Below are 22,843 nucleotides of genomic sequence, written 5' to 3'. Positions count from 1 at the left end.
CGCGATGGCCATAGCCTCCCTCGCCGATATCCGTTCCGCCAGGCGGCTGATCGTCAAGGTCGGCTCGGCCCTGCTGATCGAAAACGGCGAAGCGCGGCGCGACTGGCTGGCGACGCTGGCGGGTGAACTGGCTGAACTGAGGGAAGCGGGCACCGAGATCATCGTCGTGTCCTCCGGCGCAATTGCGCTGGGTGCCGCACGCTTGGGCCTGCCGAAGGGTGGCCGCGCAAGCCTTGCCGACGCGCAGGCGGCGGCATCGGTCGGGCAGGTCGAACTGGCGCGGGTCTGGGGAGAGGCGCTGGCGGAACGTGGAATGCTCGCCGCGCAGATGCTGGTGACACTGGGCGACCTCGAGGATCGCAGGCGCTATCTCAACGCCTCGGCAACGCTGCAGCGGCTCGTCGAAACCGGCGCGGTCCCGGTGGTCAACGAGAACGACAGCGTGGCGACCGAAGAAATCCGTTTCGGCGACAACGACCGGCTGGCCGCCCGCGTGGCGCAGGCTGCGGGCGGGGATGCGGTCCTGCTGCTCTCCGACGTCGACGGGCTCTACGATCGCCTCCCGAGCGAAGATGGCGCGCAGCTGATCGAAAAGGTCGAGGGCGTTTCACCCGAGGTCATCGCCATGGCGAGCACGGAATCGGGTTCGGGCATGGGCTCTGGCGGCATGGTGGCAAAGCTGCAGGCTGCGCGGATTGCCGAGCGCGCCGGTATCTGCCTCGCGATCATCAACGGCACGCATGACGCGCCTATAGGCAGGGCGCTGGACAGCGGGACCGGCACGCTCTTCACCGCACAGGGCGAGGAGAGCGCACGCAAGGCGTGGTTGTCGGGCAGGCTTGCCCCGGCAGGCGTGCTGACCGTCGACCCCGGCTGCACCGCCGCGCTCGCCAACGGCGCCAGCCTGCTCGCGGCAGGCCTCACGGCGGTCGAGGGCGATTTCCAGCGCGGCGACCTTGTCGCAATCCACGGTGCGAAGGGCGAGCGGCTGGGTCAGGGCCTGGTCGAATACAGCGCCGCCGAATGCCGCCAGATCGTGGGCCTGCGCGAAGAGGAGCAGGCCGACAAGCTCGGCTATGCGCCCCGCGCCGCCGTCGTCCACCGCGACCACATGGTACGGGCATGATCGTCGCGCTGACAGGGGCCACCGGCTTCGTCGGCCGGGCAGTGCTCGACATCGCTGGCGATCGGGAAATCACAATTCGGGCGCTGACTCGCCGCGCGCAGGACGAAATGGTGGGGGTGGAGTGGATCGACGGCAGCTTGTCCGACACCGTGTCACTGGAAACACTTTGCGAAGGCTCCGACGCCGTCATCCATGTGGCAGGTCTCACCAACACCCCCGACCCCGCTGCTTTCCGCGAGGCAAATGTCGAAGGAACCGTCCGCCTGATCGAGGCCGCCAAGGCCAAGAAGGTGAAGCGCTTCGTCTTCGTCTCCTCCCTCGCCGCGCGCGAGCCGGGTCTGTCGGCCTATGGCGCATCAAAGGCGGAAGCGGAAAAGCTGGTCGAGGCGAGCGGCCTCGACTGGACGACCGTGCGACCGCCCGGCGTATATGGCCCGCGCGATGTCGATTATTTCGAGATGTTCCGCAGCGCGAAATTCGGCTTCCTCCCCCTGCCCCCGCGCGGCGCCAGCTCGCTCATCCACGTCAACGACCTTGCGCGCCTCCTGCTCGACCTCGTCGATGCCTCACCCGCCCTTGTGCGGCGCAAGACCTTCGAACCAGACGACGGGCGCGAGGGCGGTTGGGGCCATGACGAACTGGCTAAAGCCATCGGGCAGGCCGTGGGCCGCAGGGTGTTCGCCCCCCACCTCCCCAAGAATGTGCTGGAACTGGGTGCAAGGGCCGACAAGCTTCTGCGCGGCGACAAGGCCCGCCTGACTGCTGACCGGGTCGGCTACATGACCCATCCGAACTGGGTTTCCCGTTCCGCCAGGAAAGTGCCCGCCGCCGTGTGGGAGCCGCATGTCGAAAGCCGCGAAGGCCTTAAGCTGACCGCGCAATGGTATCGCGAGGAAGGCTGGCTCTGATCTCGCAAGGGCGCAATTGCCCTTACCGCTCTCCACCCCTAGTCTCGCGTCAGGGTTGCGAGTCGTGAGCGGAAATATCCGCCTTCATTCACGGGTCGCTGTGGAGGTCTTCATGAGAAAACTGATACTCGTCGCAAGCGCGGCGATTCTGGCAGGCTGTTCGCAGGCTGCCGAAGAGGAAGTCGTAGACGAACCGGCAGAAGAAACCGCGATGATGGACGAGTCCGGCATTGCTGCTGACGGCCAGCCGACCCCGGGCATGTACCGTGTCACCTCTTCGGACGGTAACGTATACGACGAGGATCTTCGCACCGACGGAACCTACACGCAGTCGCTCAATGGCGAAGTGGTTGAGACCGGAAGGTGGGAGCAGAAGTCGCCGAGCCAGTACTGCTACACTGCCGATGAAGCCTATGTGGACGATGACACGCCGGCAGAGCAGCAGTGCAACACCGAGCAGATCGGCGAAGACGGCGTCTGGACGTCGACCAATGCCGCCGGCGAAACCGCGGTCGTCGAACGCGTAGAAAGCTGAGTTCAACCAATCGGGGCGCGGGGGATCTGTCCCTCGCGCCCTTTGTTCTTAAAGGAACGGTTCCTCGCCCGGCTTGTGGATGCCGCATTCCACCTTGTCCCAACCGCTCCACCGACCGGCGCGCGGATCTTCGCCGGGCTTTACCTCGCGGGTACAGGGCGAGCAGCCGATCGAGGGGAAACCGCGTTCCACCAGCGGATGGCGCGGTAGCTTGTGCTCTTCGAAATAGGCAGCGATGCGGTCCGCATCCCAGTCGATCAGCGGGTTGATCTTCATCCGCCCCTGCGCATCCGAGGTATCCACTTCGAAACGCGGCAGATTGGCGCGGGTGGTGGACTGGAACGCCTTGCGGCCCGTGAGGCTGGCATCGTAACGCGCCAGCGCCTTTTCCAGCGGACGCACCTTGCGCAATTCGCAGCATCCGTCCGGGTCGTATGACCAGCGAAGACCCGTTTCGTCGCGCTTTTCGAGATCGGAAAGCTCGGGATAGAGATCGACCCGATTGAGGCCGAGTAAATCCGTCAATTCGTCGCGATAGGCGAGCGTTTCGGGAAAATGCTTGCCCGTGTCGAGGAACAGGATCGGAATGCTGTCGTCGATCCGCGAGACAAGATGCAGCAGTGCCGCACTTTCCGCTCCGAAGCTGGAAACCAGAGCGATGTCGCCCACCAAATTGCCGTCGACCACAGCGCGCAGCCAGTCTTCCGTTTCGGTGCCGCGAAACATTCGGTTCAGGCGGATGGCGTCCTGATCCGCGAAGCGTGGCCCCGTGTCGAGCCGGTCGATGGCGTGCGTTTCGTTCATGCGTGCCGCTTGGCCCAGATCGGCGTGCGACTGTCGGCGGCGGGCTGGTAGACTTCCGGCCAGCGCGAGAGAGCGGTTTCGAGGTCGTCCTCGTTCAAGGCCGCGTCGGGTTCGAACGCATCGAAGCCGCAGCGGCGCATATAGGCGACCTGATCGACCAGCACATCGCCCACGGCGCGCAGTTCGCCCTCGTATCCGGCCTCGCGCAGCAGGCGAGCGGAGGAATATCCGCGCCCGTCACCGAAAGCGGGGAAGTTCACTTCCACCAGCGCGAGACGTTCCAGATGCGGGATCAGTTCGCGCGCATCGTCGCCCGGTTCCACGCGCACGGCGCTGGCGTTCGACTGGTCGAGGAAGGAATCGACCGTCACCGCCGCGTGATCGACGGGCTCGTCTTCGCGATAGCGGATGAGCGTGTCGGTGTCGGAAACGAAGTCAGCCATAGAGGGCCTCCTTGAAGGGGGTCATGCCGATACGGCGGTAAGTGTCGAGGAAGCGCTCGCCGTCCTGGCGTTCGCGCAGGTAGACGTCGGCGGCGGTTTCGACCGCATCGACGATGCCTGCTTCGTCGAAGCCGGGGCCGGTGATCTTGGCGAGACTGACATCCTCCGCCTCGCTCCCGCCGAGCAGGAGCTGGTAGTTTTCGACGCCCTTCTTATCGACGCCCAGAATGCCGATGTGGCCTGCGTGATGGTGGCCGCAGGCATTGATGCATCCGGAAATCTTCAGCTTGAGCTGGCCGAGCGCCTCGGTCTTGCCATTGGCGGCGAAGCGCTCGGAAATCTGCTGCGCGACGGGGATCGAGCGCGCATTGGCGAGACTGCAGTAATCGAGGCCGGGGCAGGCGATGATGTCCTCGACCGTGTCGAGGTTCGGGCTGCCCAGCCCTGCTGCTTCCAGAGCGGTCCACAGCGCATGGAGGTCGGCCTTGCGGACGTGCGGCAGGACGATGTTCTGCGTGTGCATCACGCGCAGCTCGTCGAAGCTGTAATCCCGTGCGAGGTCGGCCATGAGGTGCATCTGTTCGGTCGTCGCGTCGCCGGGAATTCCGCCCACCGGCTTCAGGCTGATGACGGCGGACACGTATCCATCCGCCTTGTGTGCAACCGTATTGCGGTCGACCCAGAGGGCGAAATCGGGATCGGAGCGGTCGATATCATCGGTCAGGTCCGCTTCGAAAAGCGGGTCCTCGAAGAAGGTGCGGATGCGCTCAAGTTCGGCGAACGGCGGTTCGACGCCCTGCTCCAGCAGATGTGCAAATTCAGCCTCGACCTGGCGGGTGTATTCTTCCGCGCCCATTTCGTGGACGAGGATCTTGATCCGCGCCTTGTACTTGTTGTCTCGCCGTCCGTGGCGGTTGTAGACCCGCAGACACGCCTCGGCATAAGTGACCAATTGGTCGAGCGGGACGAAGGGGTTTATGCAGGGCGCGATCATCGGCGTGCGGCCCATGCCTCCGCCGACATAGAAGGCGGCGCCGAGTTCGCCGTCCTGCTCCACGATCTGGATGCCGATGTCATGCAACCGCATGGCTGCACGATCGGTATCGCTGGCGATCACGGCGATCTTGAACTTGCGCGGCAGGTAGCTGAACTCGGGATGGAAGCTCGACCATTGCCTCAGTAATTCGGCATAAGGCCTTGGATCGACGACCTCATCGGCGGCTGCGCCAGCGAAGTGATCCGACGAGATATTGCGGATGCAGTTCCCGCTGGTCTGGATAGCGTGCATTTCCACCTTGGCCAGATCGGCCAGGATGTCGGCAGCATCTTCCAGCTTGATCCAGTTGTACTGGATGTTCTGGCGCGTGGTGAAGTGCCCGTATCCGCGGTCGTACTTGTCCGCGATATCGGCCAGCGCGTGCATCTGTCGGCTGTCGAGCGTGCCATAGGGAATGGCGACGCGCAGCATATAGGCGTGCAGCTGGAGATAGAGCCCGTTCATCAGCCGCAGCGGCTTGAACTGGTCTTCGGTCAATTTTCCTTCCAGACGGCGGCGTGCCTGGTCGCGGAATTCCTCGACCCGGGCATCGACCATCTGCTGGTCGTATGAATCGTACTTATACATCAGATCACCCAGTTGCCGATGTCGGGATCGGCGGGTTTGAGAGTGAGATCGGGACGCACCGTCGGGCCGATCGCGCGAACGCGATCCTTGATGTGCGAAGGACGAGGGCTGCCTTCGTCCATGGTGGCGTCGATCGCATAGGGCGCGTTGACGCGGCGGGCGGATTCTTCGCGGCGAGCGATTTCATCCTCGCTGCCGGTCACGTCGACGGCGTCTTCGACATGGAGGGACCAGTCGCTGCCGGTCCACCAGGTGACTGCACCCGTCTTGAGGTCGTTGCCGGTCAAGATCCTCATCGCGCAGCCTCCTGTGCAAGAGCCGCGAGCGAGAGGTTATCGCGCGCCGTCACCTCGCCGATGACGATCAGCGCGGGGCTGACCACCTGTTCTGCTTCGACGAGGTCCGGAAGAGCAGCCAGCGGAGCGCGCAGCACGCGCATTTCGGGGCGCGCACCGTTCTCGATCACGGCCACCGGCATGTCGGGCGCGAGCCCGTCTTCCATTAGCTTTTCCGCAATCTGCGGCGCGGTTTTCACACCCATGTAGATGACGAGAGTGCGGCCCTTGCCGGCAAGTCCGGCCCAGTCCTGGTCCTTCAGCCCCTTGCACTGCCCAGCGACGAAGCTGACGATCGAGGATGCATCGCGATGGGTGAGCGCAATCTGCGCTGCCGCCGCCGCGCCGTTGGCGGCACTGATGCCCGGGACAACTTCGACCGGCACATTCGCCGCGCGAGCCGCTTCCGCTTCTTCGCCACCACGCCCGAAAATGAAGGGATCGCCGCCCTTCAGGCGCACGACATCTTCGCCGGAGCGGGCAATGCGCACCAGCAGGTCGCAGATGTCTTCCTGCGCCATGGTGTGCTTCGAACGCTGTTTCGCGACCGAGATCAGCTCGGCCTCGGGATGGGCGAGCGCAAGAATTGCAGGATCGACGAGACCGTCATGGACGATGATCCGCGCGCGATCGAGCAGGCGTGCAGCCCTCAGCGTCAGGAGGTCGGGATCGCCCGGCCCCGCGCCGACGAGATAGATGGTTCCGGTATTTGCCATGACGCATAGATGCGCTGCATGGCTTTTGCGCGCCAATCAGAATGAGTGCGTGGGCAGGTAGCGCAGATTTTGAAATCAGCGCTGTGCGCGCGCAAAACTATTCTTTTGTAACCTGGTCGCCGCCGCTGCGGGCCATCATCATCTCGAACCAGCGGTCGAGCTGGTCGCTCGAGCGGATATGCAGGTCGCGCTGCGGGAACGGGATTTCGATGCCGTTCTCCTTGAACAACCACCACAGCTTCTTGAGCACAGCACTGCGCACATTGCCGACACCGTCTTCGGGATCCTTGATCCAGCAGTGGATCATGAAATTGACCGAGTTATCGCCGTATTCGGCCATCCAGACGGTGGGAGGCGGCGCTTTCAGCACGCGGTCGCACGACTTGGCCGCTTCGAGCATGAGCTCTTCTGCCAGTTTCATATCGGCTTCGTAGCTGACGCCCACCGGCACCTGCATCCGCACGTTCTTCGACGAATAGGACCAGTTTTCCACCTGGTTGATCATTAGGTTTTCGTTCGGGATGAGGTATTCGCGCTGGTCGCGGGTCGTCACCGAAACCGCGCGCACGCCGATCTTGCGGATCTGGCCGAAGCTTTCGTTGCCGGCGGCATCGGTCACTGCAATGACGTCTCCCGGCTTGATCGACTTGTCCATCAACAGGATGATCCCCGCGATCAAATTACCGAAGGTCTTCTGGAGACCGAAACCGATGGCGAGGCCGAAGGCACCGGAGAAAACCGCCAGCGCGGTGAGGTCGATGCCCAGCAGGTCGATGCCGAGGAAGAATGCCGCCGCCCAGATGGCGATGGTGATAATCTTCTCGACCAGCAATTGCTGCGTATCGTCCAGCCTTGTGATGCGACGCACAAGCCGCCGCGACAATTTACTGATGAACCACGCAAAGGCGATCACCCCGACGAGGATTGTGGCGACGATCAGCACGTCGAACAGCGAAATGCGCATGTCGCCGAAGCTCAGCGCCAGGGAATCGAGCGTGTCGACGATCGACCCGACCGTGGCGCTCTTCTCGCTGACCGCTTCCCTGATGCCTTCCGATGCCGCGACGGCGGTCTCTTCCGGCGCGGGTTCGGCCAGGGACCAAGCCTGCTCTACCGTATCGGCTTGCGGGGTTTCACTGCTTGCGGGTGGTGTATCGCCCTGCACGACTATCCTTTATCCATTGCCACGAAGGCCTGATCGAGATCGGCGATCAGGTCGTCTGCATCTTCGAGACCGATCGATAGGCGAATTCCGCAGCTATCGCCAATCCCCCAATTTTCTTTGGGCCAATCCATCACGCTGCGCACGCTCGGCACGTCGAACGGCAGGGCAAGGCTTTCGAAGCCGCCCCAGCTGTAGCCGATGCCGAACAGCTGCAACGCATCGATCAGGCGCACTCGTGCCGCATCGTCGCCGTCCTTGAGAACGAAGCTGAACAGGCCGCAGCCGCCGGTAAAGTCGCGCTCATAAAGCTCGTATCCCGACGATCCGGGCAGGACCGGGCACAGCACCTGCGCCACATCGCCGCGCGCCTCCAGCCACTGTGCAATCTTGAGGGCGCTGGCTGTTTCGCGTTGCAGCCGCACACCCATCGTCCTCAGCCCCCTGAGTGCAAGTGCCGCATCGTCGGGCGAAACGACGTGGCCAAGCTGCTGCGCTGTCATGCGCAGGCGGCGATACCAGCGCTCGCCCGCGCTGGCGGAACCCATCATCAGGTCTGAATGGCCGCCGACATGCTTGGTTAGCGCCATGATTGCAATGTCGCAGCCGCGCTCCAGCGCCGGGAAGCCGAGCGAGGTCGCCCAGGTGTTGTCCATCAGGGTGACCGCACCCTGATCCCTCGCAATCGCGGCGAGCGCAGGAATATCGCACAATTCCATCGTCAGGCTACCGGGGTTTTCCAGCATGACCGCCTTGGTCCGGTCGCAGAACTTTTCCGCAAATCCATCGAGGTCGAGAGGGTCGAAAAATCGGTTCTCGACACCGAAGCGCTTGAGCAGGCCCATCGCCGTATTTCGGGTCGGGTCATAGGCGTTGTCGGTAACGAGCAGGACGTCGCCTGCCTTCAGCACCGCCATGAGCGCCCCGACGATGGCCGCAACGCCGCTGGGGTAGAGGACCGTGCCATGTGCGCCAGGCTCAAGCTCGGTCAGCGCGTCCGACAGTGCCCATTGCGTCGGCGCGCCGCGCCTGCCGTAAAAGAAGCGCCCGTCCTCATTCGCCTTGGGCCCTTCGCGCAGCGCCGCGCAATCGGGGTAGAGATGCGTGCTGGCCCGCCAAACCGGCGGATTGACCACGTGTTCGGCGAAATCGCCCGTCCGCCCCGTCGTCACCAGGCGCGTGCCCTTGCCCTGCTTTCCCTTGGAGCCCGCCATGGTCAGCCAGCCGAGCCCCTGGCCTTGGGCGTATCGGGATCGGCGCCCCACTCCATCCAGCTGCCATCGTACAGCGCGACATTGTCCTTGCCCGCCAATTCCAGCGCGAAGAGGAGAACGCAGGCCGTCATTCCGCTATTGCAGCTGGTGACGACCGGCTTGTCGAGGTCGACGCCTGCGCTTTCGAAGATATCGCGAATTTCATCGGAACTGCGATAGGTGCCGTCCTCGTTCAGCAGCCGCGCAAAAGGGACATTGACTGCACCCGGAATATGGCCTTCGGACCCGCTGCCCTCTTCGCCCGCAAAGCGCGCCGCGTCGCGGGCATCGACAAGCTGGGCATCGCCCTTTTCGATGGCGTCGATAATGTCCTGCTTGCCGCGCACGTCGCGGCGCATGTGCGGCTCCGGATAGTCGCGCGGCGCATGGGCCGGATTGCCTTCATCTACCTGCCGCCCCTCGGCGATCCACTTGGCAAGTCCGCCGTCGAGCACGGCCACCTTCGGCTCACCCGCATGATCAAACAGGAACCACGCCCTGGCCGCGCTGCGGATATCGCTGTCGTCATAAAGGACGATGCGGGCGCCGCGCGCGACGCCAAGTTCGCGCATCCGGTCGGCAAATTGCTCCGCCGTCGGCATGGCCTTGGGAACGCTGGAATCGGGATCGGTCAGAGTAGCAAGGTCCAGAAACCGCGCGCCCGGTATATGCCTTTGCCCGAACTCCGCCTGTGCGTCCCGGCCGCTATCGGGCAGGTGCATGGTCGCATCGAGAATGATTACGTCATCGGCACCGATCCGCGCTGCGAGCCATTCTGTCGAAACAAGCTTGTACATCACCCCGTGCTAGCGCGGGGGCGCAAGGCTGTCGATGTCAGTCAAGCGCGCGGGCCGCAATCGGGCTCCAGCTGCGCGGCCCTTCGTCGAGCCGGAAAGGTGCGACACGCCCGGCATTCGCCTCGCCTTGCCCGATGACGAAAGTCTGGACTGTAGGTTCGCTCTTCGCGTCGCTTACTTTCAGCCGCAGGAGCGGGACAAGCAACGCCATCTGCCCCTGACGTACGGCATGGACATTGGCGAGCGGAAGCTGGATTTTCCCATCGAAACGCACGCTTTGGCCGGACGCGATCCGTTCGAACACGTGTTGCTCGGGCAGGTCCTGCCCGGGCGATGCAACCTGCTGTTCCACCGGCAAATTTCCATGTGCAGAGACGAGGTCACCCGAAACCGATACGCCGGACATGGCCGAGGTCGCACGGTTCAGTACGCTCACCCGGTAATCGAGCGTCGCATTTGCGAAGGAGCGGGTCAGCTTGATCGCTTCCACCTTGAGCTGCACGGGCTTGGCTACCGGTGCAGCAGCGGCCGCCTTTTTCGGCGCCACGACGGGACGCTCGATCGTGGGCGGCGGCGCGCTCGCGCGCTTGCGCTGCCAAGCGAAGAACGCGAGGCCCATGGCTATCAGTCCCGCAAGCGCTGCCAGGATAATCGGCCAGGGAAATCCTTCCGCCTCCTCTGTTTCCGCATCCTCGACCGGTTCGTCTGGCGCAATGGGCTCGATGATTGGCGGGGTTATCGAGCCGGGAGGATCAATCGCGGTGTCCGTTGCAGCCGGCCCTGGTTGCGGGGCAACATTCTGCAGAGTGTCGCCATTCTGCAGAGTGTCGCCTGCCGGGCGCGCGGATCCAATGGCTGGGGTCTGGTCGGGAACGCGGCGCGGCGCGGTTTCTAGGACGGGCTCCGAAGCAATCGTTGGAGCAGGCGTCGGCGCGCCCTGAGGCGCCGGGACTGGTTGCTGGGCCGGCGCGGGCGTGGGCCGTGCGGTTTCGATCACCCGCGGACGGGTCGTGACAGGCGCTTCGTCATCCACCGGGCCCTGCACCTGCGGCGTGGGCGTCGGGGTCGGGTTCGACGGCGGGAGCTGGAAATCCTGTACGCGCTGCGCCGCTGCAGAAGCAGGCAGGGCAAGCAGGAGGGCAGCAAGAAGAGGGGTAGTACGCATATTCATGGTAACGGCCGGTCTGGTCGGGGAGGCGCGCTGAATAGGCGGTGAAGGATGCGCATCCAAGCCCCTCCTTGCGCCGGGACGACATTCGCGGCAGATGCGCGGCATGAGCGACACACCGACACCCAAGTTCCTTGGCGAGAACAGCCCCCTGCCCACTTCTCCCGAAGAGGCAGAACTCGACTACGTGCCCAACCCGCGTGCGGGCCAGCTTTACCTGGTCCGGTTCGCCGCGCCGGAATTCACCTCGCTGTGCCCGGTAACCGGCCAGCCCGATTTCGCGCATCTCGTGATCGACTATGCGCCGGGCGAAACGATCGTGGAATCGAAGAGCCTGAAGCTTTTCCTCGGTTCCTTCCGCAATCACAATGGCTTCCACGAGGACGTGACGGTCGGCATCGGCCAGCGCCTGTTCGATGAAATGAAGCCGCGCTGGCTGCGTATCGGCGGATACTGGTATCCGCGCGGCGGCATTCCGATCGACGTCTTCTGGCAGAGCGGCGCCCCGCCGGCAGAGCTTTGGCTTCCCGATCAGGGCGTCTCGTCCTATCGTGGGCGCGGATAGGGAGAAAATGCGATGATTGCGAAGCTGCCGAAGATCGCCCTGTGGCTGGCCGTCGGGCTGGTCCTGTGGTTTGCCGCTGCCGTCTTCGGACCGAAGTTCGGGCTGATCGACTGGCGCTTTGCATTGGGCACGATGGTGCGGGAGTGGGGACCGATCCTGATCGGCATCACGGCGCTAGTGGCCGTCATCGCACTTGTCGCGATTCTCTGGAAAGGCCCGCGCGGCCAGTGGTGGAAGGCCGCCCTCGCGCTCGCCATTCCCGCCGCCTTGATGGGGGGCCTCGCTTCGGTCGCATCCACTGCCGAAAGCGTTCCGCCGATCCACGACGTCGCCACCGACGTCACCGATCCGCCGCAGTTCACCGAATGGACCCGCGAAAAACGGGCCCAGGTCTCGGCCAATCCGCTCAACGATTATGCCACACCGCTCGGCGAATTGGACGCCTGGAGTGATATGGACAGCCCGCTTGCCTCCCAATCGCACGCACAGATCATAGCCGAAAGCTATCCCGACCTCGCCACGATCACTTACTCGGGCGATGCCAGCGACGCGATGGTCGCGGTCGCGCTCGCCATGGAAGATATCGGGCTTTCCGATGTGACCAGCGATGTCGACGGCGGACGGGTCGAAGGCGTGGCGGAAACCTTCCTGTTCGGTTTCAAGGACGATGTGGTCGCCCGCGTGCGCGATGGCGAGATCGACCTGCGCTCGGTCAGCCGTGTCGGCCTGTCGGACCTTGGCTACAACGCAGCACGGTTGCGCGAATTGTCGGAAGCGATCGAGAACCGCCTCAGCGAGTGAACCGGTCGATCCAGCGCCGGTCCAGCCAATCCTTGAGCTTGCGCAGCCAGCGGGCTTTCAGCGCAATTCGTCCGTAGCTTAGGATGGCCTCGCCGCGACCCGTATTAAACAGGTAGAAATCCATTCCCCTGCCGCGATAGGTGTTCGTCGGTGCCTGCCCGTTCGCGGCGCGGCGCAGATTGGCCGCAAGCACCGGTCCAGCGTAGACTGCATGCACGCCCGAATGCGGCAGTTGCCGGTCGGTGCGGCGGGCGACGTCACCGGCCGCGAAGATGCAAGGGTGACTGCAGGAGCGCTGGTAACGGTCGACTTCGATGAAGCCGTCCTTGTCGACAGCCAGCCCGCTTTCTCGCGGCCAGTCCGGCGCTCCGCTGCCGATCGCGGCGACGACCAGCTCCGGCGGTTTCAACTCATGCCCGGCAACACACAGGCCTTCGTCCTCGAAGGAGGCATCGGCCTCGATCAGCCTGATGTCCTGTGCGGCCAGCTCCGCCCGCGCCTTGCGCTGCACGGATGCCGCGTGATCGGGCAAGAGCCCGCCCTCTCCGGCAATCAGGGTAACACGCGTCTTCTTCGGCATGGGCGCATTGGCGAAGCCGAAAGCAAGCTCCAGCCCGCCTGCCCCGCCGCCCACGACAGCGATACGGCGCGGCGTTGCAGCGCCATCGCGCAGATCGCGCCAGCGGTCGACGAACCGATCGATGGGACGAATATCGAAGAGGCGGGGGTCATCGCCAAGGACGCGCCTCGCACGGCCAGCCCCACCCACAGCGATTGAACAGATGTCGAAAGCAACATCATCGCCAGTGTCCAGGCGGACGGTGTTTCCTGAAGCGTCGATCCCGATAGCCGAGGCTTGAATCCATTCGATTCCGGCCTCTTCGACCAGCGGTTGCAGAGGGATCATCGCCTCGCTCGCGCGGTATTCCGCCGCCAGCCAACCGGGGATCATGCCGGAATAGTGCATCGCCCTGCGCGGCTCGACGATGACCACCCTTTCGCACGGCAGCCCGTTCTTCCGGATATCGTCGATGACGCCGAGGTGCGCATGTCCGGCGCCAATCAGCAAAAGGGTTTTGCCGCTCATTCCGGCGGTCTACCGCCAATCGCCCGCCAGCGGAACTGCGGCATCGCTCAGTTGCGGATTTTCCAGCCCGACTTGAGCACCCGATAGACCGCGAAGGCGAGCAGCAGGTTGAATATGCCAAGGCCGATCGCGCCATTCACCACTGCTTCGTTGGTATCGCCGATGTCGCTCTTGCCGAGGAAGCCGAAGCGGAAGCCGCTGATCACGTAGAAGAACGGGTTGAGGCGGCTGATGGTCTGAAACACGGGCGCAAGGTTGTCGATCAGGTAGAATGTGCCCGACAGCAGGCTGAGCGGGGCGATCACGAAATTGCTGACGGCCGCATTGTGGTCGAACTTTTCCGCCCAGATCGATGCGAGCAGACCGAGCAGCGACAGCATGACGGCGCCCATGAGGCCGAACCAGACCACCGCCCAGGGATGTGCCAGCGACAAATCGACACCGGGATAGAAGGCCATGGCCAGCGCCACCGCACCGCCGACGAAGATCGCTCGGGTGACCGCTGCAGCGACGATGCCGCCCATCAGTTCGCCTTCCGACAGGGGCGGCATGAGGAGGTCGATGATCGTGCCCTGGATCTTGCCGGACAGGAGCGAGAAGCTCGAATTGGCGAATGCATTCTGCATCATGCCCATGACGATGAGGCCCGGCGCAACGAAGGTGGCGAAGTTCACGCCCAGCACTTCGCGCCCCTCGCGGCCCATCGCGACGGTGAATATCACCAGAAAGAGGAAGGTAGATACGCCCGGAGCCCAGATCGTCTGCGTCTGGACCTTGAGAAAACGCCGAACCTCCTTAATATAGAGACTCCATAACCCGATGCGGTTGATCCCGGTAATCACCGGTTCTCCGCGAGCGGGAAAACGACCCTTCCTCCCGGCATTATTCTCGGTGAACGAAGCATCGCCTTGCGGCACGGCGGGAGTGGCGGGTTGGACTTGATCGGCCATGGGCGTGCGCCTAGGGCCAAGCATCCCGGCTGGCAAGCTACGTCGGGCCATGTAAGGAATACGGAATAGGTATGAGCTGGACCGACGAACGGATCGCGACGCTAAAGAAAATGTGGGAAGGCGGCTCCACCGCCAGCCAGATCGCCGAGGAACTCGGCGGCGTCAGTCGCAACGCGGTAATCGGCAAGGCGCACCGCCTCGGCCTCAAATCCCGGCCCTCGCCCGTCAAGAGCGGCGAGAAGAAGAAGGCTGCCAAGCCGGCTCCCAAGCCTGCGCCGAAGAAAGCGGCACCGCGCGCAGCTGCAAAACCAGCCAAGCCTGCAACCCCCGCACCGGCGCCCAAGCCCGCTGCAACTGCCGCGCGTTCGGACGCAACGCCCTCGCAGCCGCTGCCCAATAAGACGCCTGACCTGCCCAAGATCGTTTCGGTCGGTCCTGGCGGCTTCCTGCGCCAGGGCCCCGGTGACCAGCAGCCGCCGATCCCCCCCGCGCCGCCGCGCCGACTGGTTCCGGCAAAGCCCGATCCCTCGATCGCCGACAAGACCAGCCTGCTGGATTTGTCCGACAAGGTCTGCCGCTGGCCCATGGGCCACCCGGGCGAACCCGATTTCCACTTCTGCGGTGAAGCCGTGAACCCGGGCTTCCCCTATTGCGTCGAGCATTGCGGACGGGCCTATCAGGCGCAGTTGCCACGCGGTGCACGCCGTCCCCCTCCGCCCCTTCCCTTTGGCGGCCCGCGCGTCCGCTAAGCGGACCGGCACAGGACGCCGCGCCAAAGTCTAAAGAGCTGATTTCCGCGAAAAATGGTAGAAAACCGCCATTTTTCGCGAAATCTTTCCTTTCCTTAAACCATATCGATTGACCACCCTGTCATCTCTTCCTGCGAAAAGGGGAGTGTGTCCTATGTTAATGGGCACGTTCGAAGACAAGGATCGTCATGGATTGGGCAAGCGCGTCATTCGGCGCCTTTATGGGAATAGCGATCGTGGTCAGCGTAACGTCGCTGGCCCTCTATCCCTTTGTCCGCCGCAGTTATCTCTTGTGGTGTTCGCTCCGCATCGCCTGTTTTGCTGCGATGACGATTGCACTGCTTTCCTTCGGCCCTGGCGAAAACCTCTTTGGGGGGCTGGATAATCGGGCACTTGGCGAGGTCGCGCTTGCGCTCGGCGTCGCGTGTACCGGACCGTTCTTTGCCACTTACGTAGAACGGCATATCGATCTCGCCCATCACCGCCGTCACCTCTGGTACATCCTGCCGCTTGGCATCTTCGCCGCAGGAGCGACGCTGTTGGGCGGGAATTGGCCGATATTCCACCAGTTGCATGACTTCGCCCTGCTTGGCGCGACCTTTTTGCTCGGAAACAGCCTGATTGCGGCCATTCGTCGGGATAGCCGCGTTGCAAAGATGCAGTCTATCGTCTGGGGACCGCTCGTCTTGCTGGGCCTGTGCGCGTTTGCATATGAATTCTTTGCCCGCGAGACCATTCCGCACTGGCCGCGATTGGTGCTGGGCGCGCTGTCTTTCGACCTGATCGTCACCTTCCTCGGTATCATGAACGGCTTCGGCCGCGTGAAACTGGAACGCGACCGCGCACTCGCCAACATCCAGGCTGCCGAGCAGATGATGCTGATCGATCCCCTGACAAATATTGCCAACCGCCGTGGCCTCGAACAGCATTTCGCTTTCGACACAGCGCGACATCCCTCGGGGCTTGCGATCATCGATTGCGATCACTTCAAGCGCGTCAACGACACGTACGGCCATGAGGTGGGTGATCGGGTCCTCGTGGCAGCAGCACAGGCGCTGAGGTCCGACGATGTTTTCGTGGCCCGCCTTGGCGGGGAAGAGTTCGTCGTTCTCATCTATTCAGACGATTGGCAGAACACTGCCGAGAAAGCCCGTAAGCGCATTACCCAGGCTGTCAGCGTTGCGGTTCCGGACATGAACCTGCCGGTGACTGCCAGTGCAGGCCTCACCGCCATGTCACGCAGCGATGCGCTTTCGGTGGCCATGAACCGCGCCGACAAGGCACTGTACGCCGCCAAGGAAGCAGGCCGCGATCGCAGCGTCTCTATCGCGGAATTCCAGCAGGCCAAGAAACCCCTGACCCAAGCGGCCTAAGACGCTGGTCGCCCCTAGCGTTTCCGGGCGAACCAGATCGTGTGGTGCGGGCCCTTGTTGTTGGGCCGGGCGCGGACACGGCGCTCTTCGACTTCGAAGCCCGCTTCCTTGAGCCTGCGGGTGAACTTGTAATCGGGCGCCGCCGACCAGACGGCGAGGATACCACCGGGCCGCAATGCGTCTCGAGCCTTGCCGAGCCCCGTCGTAGAATAGAGCCGCTGGTTGCCATCGCGCACAATCCCGTCCGGCCCGTTATCGACATCCAGCAGGATCGCGTCCCACTTGTCGCAGGTCCCGTCGTTTGCATCGTCGATCAAAGCGGCCACATCGCACAGGACCACATCCCCGCGGGGGTCGGAGAGCGTGTCTCCCGTCAATTCGGCAAGCGGACCCTGCGCCCATTCGAGGATTTCCGGCACGACCTCTGCCACGACGATCTCAGCACCCTCGCTCGCCTTCTCCAGCGCCTTGCGGAAGGTAAAGCCCATGCCATAGCCGCCGATCAGCACCCGTGGATTTTCACGGCCCAGCTCGGCAAGGGTCAGTTCGGCAAGCTGTTCCTCGCTGAACTGCATGCGCGTGCCCATCAATTCGTCGCGCCCGACCATGATGATGAAATCGCGTCCATGACTGATCAGGGTCAGCGTTTCGCCATTGGGCACTTCGGCAGTGGCGACGGTTTCGCGCGGCAGCATCGGGATCTCCAGCAGGTGTTGACCGCCCCGATAGCGGCTTAGCCTCGCCTGCGATAGCTAGCCGGTGACTTCGAGAACCATGTTTGTCGGCGTTTCCGATGCGCGGCGTACCTTTTGAAAGCCAGCATCCTCCAGCACTTCGGTCAGGCGTTGTTGACCTGCCTGCGCGCCGAGCCCGAGGCCGACATCCTGGGCGAGCGAGGCGGGCGTGCAGACCGTGGTCGAGAAGGCGTAGAATATCTGGCCCAGAGGATGCATGTTCTCGGCCATGCTGTCGCCGGCCATTGGCTCCACCAGCATGAAGGTGCCGTCGTCTTTCAACGTCTCGCGAATATGGCGCGATGCGCCGACCGGGTCCCCCATGTCGTGCAACGCATCGAAGATGCAGGCGAAATCGTAATCCTCGCCCGGATAGTCCTGCGCAGAGGCGACTTCGAACTGCACATTGTCGACGCCGGCAGCCTTCGCCTTGCGCCTGGCTTCCTCGATCGAGGGTTCGTGGAAGTCATATCCGTGGACTGTCGATTTCGGATAGGCCTGAGCCATCAGGATGGCCGAGGAGCCATGCCCGCAGCCGATATCGGCGATCTTGGCCCCCGCCTTGAGCTTTTCCTCAACCCCGTCGAGGGCGGGTATCCATTCGCTGGTGAGATTGGCGGCATAGCCGGGGCGGAAGAAACGGTCGGTACCGCAGAAACAGCATTCGCTCTGGTCGCTCCACGGGCGGCCCTTCCCGCTCTTGAACGTCTTCACCGCCTTCTCGTGGCTTTCGTATTGCGAGACGACCGCCTGGATGAAGCCTTGCATGCAGGCTGGCTGCCCTTCCCGCGAGAAAATCAGCGCCTGTTCCGAGCTGATCGAGAAGGTCTCGTCTTCAGGGTGGAAATTGACGTAGCCCGCCGCGCTGACCGAACCGAGCCACTGGTGCAGGTATTTCTCGTTCATGCCGGTGTGTTCGGCAAGCTCAGCCACGCTTACGCGGCCCATTTCGTCGAGTGCTTCGAAAACACCGGTCTGGTCGCCCAGGTACGCCATGTAGAGGCTGAGCGCGCCTGCCACATCGCCGATCACCTTGCCGGCCAGTTCCTCCACCTTCGCCATATCGATCTGTTCGCTCATCTTCGCTCTCCCTCATGCGGTTAAGCGACCCGGCGGCTCCGATGCGACCTGTGGTTCTTTGAGGGGCGACTCGCGCGTTGTGCTGCGGCGCCATCCTGACCTGACGATAGCACATCCCGCCAGCACACGAAAAAAGGGCCGCAGGTTTCCCCGCGGCCCCTCTTCAATCGGCTGGTGCCGGATCAGTCCTTGAGGAAGTCAGGGACGTGGGCTTCACCGCCACCGTCCTTGTTTCCGCCGTCCCGATCGCCGCGATCGCGACGGGGGCCACCACGGCCGCCACGACGATCGCCGCCACGACCACCACCGCCGCCACGCGGGCCACGGTCACCGCGCGGTTCGCGCGGCGGGCGGGTGTCTTCCAGCTCTTCACCGGTTTCCTGGTCGACGACGCGCATCGACAGGCGAACCTTGCCGCGGTTGTCGATCTCGAGGACCTTGACCTTAACTTCCTGGCCTTCCGAAACGACGTCGGTCGGCTTTTCCACGCGCTCGTTCTTCATTTCGCTGACGTGGACGAGACCGTCCTTGCCGCCCATGAAGTTCACGAATGCGCCGAAGTCGACGATGTTGACGACCTTGCCGGTGTAGATCTTGCCGACTTCCGCCTCTTCGACGATGCCTTCGATCCACTTCTTCGCGGCTTCGATCTCGTCGGCGTTGGAGGAACTGATCTTGATCACGCCTTCATCGTCGATGTCGACCTTGGCACCGGTCTCTGCGACGATTTCGCGAATGACCTTGCCGCCCGTGCCGATAACGTCGCGGATCTTCGACTTGTCGATCTGCATCGTTTCGATACGCGGAGCGTGCTTGGACACTTCACCACGAGCCGAACCCAGGGCCTTCTGCATTTCGCCCAGGATGTGCGCGCGACCTTCGCTGGCCTGCGCCAGTGCGGTCTTCATGATCTCCTGCGTGATGCCGGCGACCTTGATGTCCATCTGGAGCGAGGTGATGCCCTTCTCCGAACCGGCAACCTTGAAGTCCATGTCGCCGAGGTGATCTTCGTCACCCAGGATGTCCGACAGGACGGCGAAGTCGTCGCCTTCGAGGATGAGGCCCATCGCGATACCCGAAACCGGGCGTTCGATCGGCACACCGGCGTCCATCATCGACAGACAGCCGCCGCACACGGTCGCCATCGAGGACGAGCCGTTGGATTCGGTGATGTCCGACAGGATGCGGATGGTGTACGGGAAATCTTCATGATCGGGCAGGACCGGGTGAAGCGCGCGCCATGCGAGCTTGCCGTGACCGGTTTCGCGGCGGCTGGTGAAGCCGAAGCGACCCACTTCGCCGACCGAATAGGGCGGGAAGTTATAGTGCAGCATGAAGTGGTTGTACGACAGGCCTTCGAGGCCGTCGATCATCTGCTCGGCGTCCTTGGTGCCAAGCGTGGTGGTGCAGATTGCCTGCGTTTCACCGCGCGTGAACAGAGCCGAACCGTGGGTACGGGGCAGCAGGCCGACCATCGCCTCGATCGGGCGAACTTCGTTCAGCTTGCGGCCGTCGATGCGCTGGCCGTCCTTGAGGATGGCGCCGCGAACGATTTCCGATTCCAGCTTCTTGACCGCCTTGTTTGCGACCATCTGCGTCTGCGGCTCTTCGTCGGCGAAAGCTTCCTTGGCCTTTTCGCGGGCGGCGTTGAGCGCGTCCGAACGCTGCGACTTGTTGGTCAGCTTGTACGCAGCAGCAATGTCGTCGCCGACGATGCCGCGCAGCTTTTCCTTGATCGCCGAGGTATCGTCCGAGGTGTCGATTTCCCACGGATCCTTGGCAGCCTGTTCAGCCAGATCGATGATTGCACCGATAACCTTGCGGCTTTCCTCATGCGCGAACATGACTGCGCCGAGCATTTCCTCTTCGGTCAGTTCCTTGGCTTCGGATTCGACCATCATCACCGCGTCCTGCGTCGCAGCGACGACGAGGTCGAGACGACCGTCTTCGCCAAGCGCATCGCCCAGGCTCGGGTTGAGGATGTATTCGCCATCGTTCGAGAAACCGACGCGTGCCGCGCCGATCGGGCCCATGAAGGGCACGCCCGAAATGGTCAGTGCAGCCGAAGCAGCGATCATCGCAACGATATCGGGTTCGGTTTCGCCGTCATAGGACAGGACCTGAGCGATGACGTTGATTTCGTTGTAGAAGCCTTCCGGGAAGAGCGGACGCACGGGGCGGTCGATCAGGCGGGAAGTCAGCGTTTCCTTCTCCGTTGCGCGGCCTTCGCGCTTGAAGAAGCCACCCGGGATACGGCCCGCGGCGGAGAATTTTTCCTGGTAGTGGACGGTCAGCGGGAAAAAGTCCTGCCCTTCGCGTACACTCTTGGCGGCGGTCACGGCGCACAGCACCACGGTTTCGCCATAAGTGGCCAGAACGGCGCCGTCAGCCTGACGGGCGATCTGACCGGTTTCGAGAGTGAGGGTTTTTCCGCCCCATTCAATCGATACGGTTTTCTTGTCGAACATGTATTTTCCTTATGAACCCGCGGGCCGCCATATTGCGGAGCGGGGCCTACTTGTGCCGGGTATACCGTCCCGGTCCGGTGCGAGGCGTCATGTACTGCCTCATTGAAGCTCCTGTGCCGGATTGCGCAGGAGGCCAAATGCGAAGAAGGGCGACCCTTGCCGAGCCGCCCTCCTCGAAACTCTTACTTACGAAGACCCAGCTTCGCGATCAGGGCGTTGTAACGCTCCACATCCTTCTTCTTGAGATAGGCGAGGAGGTTACGGCGCTTGTTGACCATCATCAGAAGGCCGCGACGCGAGTGATTGTCCTTGTGGTTGGCCTTGAAGTGATCCGTCAGGTTGCGGATACGTTCGGTCAGGATCGCGACCTGTACTTCGGGCGAACCGGTGTCGCCGTCTGCCTGCGCGTTGTCCTTGATGATCTCTTGCTTCTTCTCGGCGGTAATCGTCATATTCATTCTACTCCGCGACATCCGGTAGGTTGAAGCCCCGGACGACCTTGGCCGTTCCTCCGATGAGTTCCACCAGCGCAACGGGAGTAGCCTCCAGCTTCGCGAAATAGAGCCCGTCGGTGTGGGGCAGGTCCGACAATACCCGGCCCTGGCGGACCGCCTGCGCGCTGTCGGGATCGAGGGATAGAGCCGGGATGTCGTCCAGCCCCGCCTCTAGCGGCAGGAGTAGGTGTTCAAGAGGCGCGCCCTTAGCGATTTCCTCCAGCTTGTCCAGCGAAATCGCCTGATTTTCATGGAAGGGACCGGCCTTGACGCGTCTGAGATAGGTGACGTGACCGACACTTCCAAGCGCACGCGCGATGTCCCGTGCAAGAGAGCGGATGTATGTCCCTTTCGACACATGCGCGGTCAGCGTCACGGCCTCCGCCAGTTCGAGCGGAGCCGCTACATCGTAAGGGTCGGGACGCCCTGCGCTGGTCTGGAAGGCAGACCGCAGCTCGGGATCCTCGCGCTCCCCCGCCATGGTCAGGCTGTGGATCGTGACGCGCCGCGTCTTCATCTCCACTTCTTCGCCGGCACGGGCGAGGTCGTAAGCGCGCTTGCCGTCGATCTTGAGGGCGGAATATTTCGGCGGGATCTGCTCGATCTCTCCGGTGAAGTGCTCCAGCACCGCCTTAATAGCGGCCATCGGCGGGCGGCGATCGCTGCGCTGGATTACCTCGCCTTCGGTGTCGAGCGTGTCGGTTTCTTCGCCGAACTGGATGGTGAATTCGTAGATCTTGTTGGCATCGAGCATTCGTCCAGCCAACTTAGTCGCCTCGCCGAGCGCGATGGGCAGCACGCCTTCCGCCAGCGGATCGAGCGTGCCGCCGTGGCCGACCTTCGTCTTGGCATGGCCGCCCTGACGCAGCACGCGCTTGACCATGCCCACGGCCTGCGTCGAACCAAGCCCGCGCGGCTTGTCGAGCACGATCCAGCCGTGCGGAGCGGGTTTTGCAGCGCTCATCAGGACAGTGCCAGTTCGACCGACTGCGCAATGCCCACGAAGAATTCCATGATCCACATCACCGGTGGCCAGATTGTCCTCTCGATCCACCGCGCATCGGGGAATATCCAGGCAGCTGCGATGATCACGAAGATCAGCGTCATCCCCAGCGCCTGGAGCTTCTGCCAGTGCCTCGCCCATTTACGCGGCAAAAGGCCGCCAAGGATGTGCGAGCCGTCGAAAGGCGGAATGGGCAGGAGGTTGAACAGGGCAAGGAAGGTATTGATGAGAATAAAGTAGGTGAAGGCGGTCAGCGCCCATTCCGGCAATGACGAACCCCAATTGGTCGCGAAAGCCGCGGCAATCCCGACGATGATGGCGGCCAGGAAAGCAAGGGCGATGTTCATCCCCGGTCCGGCTGCTGCGACAGCCATCATGCCGTAGCGCGGATTGTCGAGGCGGCGGGGGTTCACCGGTACAGGCTTGGCCCAACCAAAAACCGGCCCGCCAAACAGCGCCAGCGCACCGGGAACGAGCAAAGTGCCGACCGGATCGACATGGCGAACCGGGTTGAAGGAAAGCCTGCGCTTCTCCTTTGCCGTGGGATCTCCCAGTGCCAGCGCCGCCCAGCCATGGGCAACCTCGTGAAACACGATGGCGATTATCAGGCACGGGATCAGGATCGCCGCGAGAATGAGTGTTTCCGTCATCGAACCAAGATAGGGTGC

The 22,843-nt window shown here is 63.1% G+C and carries 24 protein-coding genes; 7 read left to right on the top strand and 17 right to left on the bottom strand.

Annotated elements, in window-relative coordinates; genetic code table 11:
• Positions 1-4: 4 nt before the first annotated feature.
• From proB to GRI34_RS01220, 3 genes are all read left to right on the top strand, one after another.
• Positions 5-1,126 (top strand): glutamate 5-kinase, encoded by a 1,122-nt coding sequence (gene proB / locus GRI34_RS01230; RefSeq protein WP_160594380.1) that lies wholly within the window; start codon positions 5-7, stop codon positions 1,124-1,126.
• Positions 1,123-2,034 (top strand): NAD-dependent epimerase/dehydratase family protein, encoded by a 912-nt coding sequence (locus GRI34_RS01225; RefSeq protein WP_160594379.1) that lies wholly within the window; start codon positions 1,123-1,125, stop codon positions 2,032-2,034. The genes proB and GRI34_RS01225 overlap by 4 nt, the downstream gene beginning before the upstream one ends.
• 112 nt (positions 2,035-2,146) lie before the next feature.
• Positions 2,147-2,569: a hypothetical protein gene (locus GRI34_RS01220; protein ID WP_160594378.1), complete on the top strand. Its 423-nt coding sequence runs from the start codon at positions 2,147-2,149 to the stop codon at positions 2,567-2,569.
• 48 nt (positions 2,570-2,617) lie between these two features.
• On the opposite strand, the gene GRI34_RS01215 is transcribed toward GRI34_RS01220, so the two are convergent.
• From GRI34_RS01215 to GRI34_RS01175, 9 genes are all read right to left on the bottom strand, one after another.
• Positions 2,618-3,373 (bottom strand): phosphoadenylyl-sulfate reductase, encoded by a 756-nt coding sequence (locus GRI34_RS01215; protein WP_160594377.1) that lies wholly within the window; start codon positions 3,371-3,373, stop codon positions 2,618-2,620.
• On the bottom strand, positions 3,370-3,816 hold the full coding sequence (locus tag GRI34_RS01210) for a DUF934 domain-containing protein (RefSeq protein ID WP_160594376.1): 447 nt from the start codon (positions 3,814-3,816) through the stop codon (positions 3,370-3,372). Before GRI34_RS01210 ends, GRI34_RS01215 begins: the two co-directional genes overlap by 4 nt.
• Positions 3,809-5,440 (bottom strand): nitrite/sulfite reductase, encoded by a 1,632-nt coding sequence (locus GRI34_RS01205; RefSeq protein ID WP_160594375.1) that lies wholly within the window; start codon positions 5,438-5,440, stop codon positions 3,809-3,811. Before GRI34_RS01205 ends, GRI34_RS01210 begins: the two co-directional genes overlap by 8 nt.
• The gene (locus GRI34_RS01200) at positions 5,440-5,736 is read right to left on the bottom strand and encodes a DUF2849 domain-containing protein (protein WP_090481934.1); all 297 of its coding nucleotides are present in this window, start codon (positions 5,734-5,736) and stop codon (positions 5,440-5,442) included. Before GRI34_RS01200 ends, GRI34_RS01205 begins: the two co-directional genes overlap by 1 nt.
• On the bottom strand, positions 5,733-6,491 hold the full coding sequence (gene cobA, locus GRI34_RS01195; RefSeq protein ID WP_160594374.1) for a uroporphyrinogen-III C-methyltransferase: 759 nt from the start codon (positions 6,489-6,491) through the stop codon (positions 5,733-5,735). Before cobA ends, GRI34_RS01200 begins: the two co-directional genes overlap by 4 nt.
• Before the next feature lie 97 nt (positions 6,492-6,588).
• The gene (locus tag GRI34_RS01190; RefSeq protein ID WP_160594373.1) at positions 6,589-7,656 is read right to left on the bottom strand and encodes a mechanosensitive ion channel family protein; all 1,068 of its coding nucleotides are present in this window, start codon (positions 7,654-7,656) and stop codon (positions 6,589-6,591) included.
• A gap of 2 nt (positions 7,657-7,658) precedes the next feature.
• A complete protein-coding gene (metC, locus tag GRI34_RS01185; protein WP_160594372.1) occupies positions 7,659-8,867 on the bottom strand; it encodes a cystathionine beta-lyase in 1,209 nt (402 codons plus the stop codon).
• A 2-nt stretch (positions 8,868-8,869) separates the two neighbouring features.
• Entirely contained in the window at positions 8,870-9,703 is an 834-nt protein-coding gene (locus GRI34_RS01180) for a sulfurtransferase (protein ID WP_160594371.1), read from the bottom strand.
• A gap of 37 nt (positions 9,704-9,740) precedes the next feature.
• On the bottom strand, positions 9,741-10,874 hold the full coding sequence (locus tag GRI34_RS01175) for a hypothetical protein (RefSeq protein ID WP_160594370.1): 1,134 nt from the start codon (positions 10,872-10,874) through the stop codon (positions 9,741-9,743).
• Positions 10,875-10,977: 103 nt separating this feature from the next.
• Between GRI34_RS01175 and queF the strand changes: the two genes are divergently transcribed.
• The gene (gene queF, locus GRI34_RS01170) at positions 10,978-11,436 is read left to right on the top strand and encodes a preQ(1) synthase (protein WP_160594369.1); all 459 of its coding nucleotides are present in this window, start codon (positions 10,978-10,980) and stop codon (positions 11,434-11,436) included.
• 12 nt (positions 11,437-11,448) lie between these two features.
• Entirely contained in the window at positions 11,449-12,237 is a 789-nt protein-coding gene (locus GRI34_RS01165; RefSeq protein ID WP_160594368.1) for a DUF1499 domain-containing protein, read from the top strand.
• Here the strand turns inward: GRI34_RS01165 and GRI34_RS01160 are convergent.
• Both GRI34_RS01160 and GRI34_RS01155 read right to left on the bottom strand, forming a co-directional pair.
• On the bottom strand, positions 12,227-13,324 hold the full coding sequence (locus GRI34_RS01160; protein WP_160594367.1) for an FAD-dependent oxidoreductase: 1,098 nt from the start codon (positions 13,322-13,324) through the stop codon (positions 12,227-12,229). The two genes, GRI34_RS01165 and GRI34_RS01160, sit on opposite strands and share 11 nt — an antisense overlap.
• 47 nt (positions 13,325-13,371) lie before the next feature.
• Entirely contained in the window at positions 13,372-14,274 is a 903-nt protein-coding gene (locus GRI34_RS01155) for an ABC transporter permease (RefSeq protein ID WP_160594366.1), read from the bottom strand.
• Between the two features lie 71 nt (positions 14,275-14,345).
• On the opposite strand from GRI34_RS01155, the gene GRI34_RS01150 reads away from it, so the two are divergent.
• The gene (locus tag GRI34_RS01150) at positions 14,346-15,023 is read left to right on the top strand and encodes a GcrA family cell cycle regulator (RefSeq protein WP_160594365.1); all 678 of its coding nucleotides are present in this window, start codon (positions 14,346-14,348) and stop codon (positions 15,021-15,023) included.
• Between the two features lie 221 nt (positions 15,024-15,244).
• On the top strand, positions 15,245-16,396 hold the full coding sequence (locus GRI34_RS01145; RefSeq protein ID WP_234028115.1) for a GGDEF domain-containing protein: 1,152 nt from the start codon (positions 15,245-15,247) through the stop codon (positions 16,394-16,396).
• Positions 16,397-16,410: 14 nt separating this feature from the next.
• Here GRI34_RS01145 and GRI34_RS01140 read toward each other — a convergent pair whose 3' ends face one another.
• The 6 genes from GRI34_RS01140 to GRI34_RS01115 all read right to left on the bottom strand — a co-directional run bounded on the left by GRI34_RS01140 (position 16,411) and on the right by GRI34_RS01115 (position 22,825).
• Positions 16,411-17,091: a spermidine synthase family protein gene (locus GRI34_RS01140; protein WP_160594363.1), complete on the bottom strand. Its 681-nt coding sequence runs from the start codon at positions 17,089-17,091 to the stop codon at positions 16,411-16,413.
• A gap of 57 nt (positions 17,092-17,148) precedes the next feature.
• On the bottom strand, positions 17,149-18,210 hold the full coding sequence (locus tag GRI34_RS01135; RefSeq protein WP_160594362.1) for a methyltransferase domain-containing protein: 1,062 nt from the start codon (positions 18,208-18,210) through the stop codon (positions 17,149-17,151).
• A 182-nt stretch (positions 18,211-18,392) separates the two neighbouring features.
• Positions 18,393-20,678, bottom strand: coding sequence for a polyribonucleotide nucleotidyltransferase (gene pnp, locus GRI34_RS01130; protein WP_160594361.1), 2,286 nt, complete (start codon positions 20,676-20,678; stop codon positions 18,393-18,395).
• A 182-nt stretch (positions 20,679-20,860) separates the two neighbouring features.
• The gene (gene rpsO, locus GRI34_RS01125; RefSeq protein WP_090482753.1) at positions 20,861-21,130 is read right to left on the bottom strand and encodes a 30S ribosomal protein S15; all 270 of its coding nucleotides are present in this window, start codon (positions 21,128-21,130) and stop codon (positions 20,861-20,863) included.
• A 7-nt stretch (positions 21,131-21,137) separates the two neighbouring features.
• Positions 21,138-22,136, bottom strand: coding sequence for a tRNA pseudouridine(55) synthase TruB (gene truB / locus GRI34_RS01120; protein WP_160594360.1), 999 nt, complete (start codon positions 22,134-22,136; stop codon positions 21,138-21,140).
• Positions 22,136-22,825, bottom strand: a complete 690-nt coding sequence (locus GRI34_RS01115) for a site-2 protease family protein (RefSeq protein WP_090481887.1) — start codon at positions 22,823-22,825, stop codon at positions 22,136-22,138. Before GRI34_RS01115 ends, truB begins: the two co-directional genes overlap by 1 nt.
• Between the last annotated feature and the right edge of the window lie 18 nt (positions 22,826-22,843).

Origin of the sequence: Qipengyuania aquimaris, assembly GCF_009827445.1 — a bacterium.
Classification (GTDB): Bacteria; Pseudomonadota; Alphaproteobacteria; order Sphingomonadales; family Sphingomonadaceae; genus Qipengyuania; species Qipengyuania aquimaris.
The sequence above is the reverse complement of the archived record's forward strand: the minus strand, read 5'-3'. Positions and strand labels throughout refer to the sequence as shown.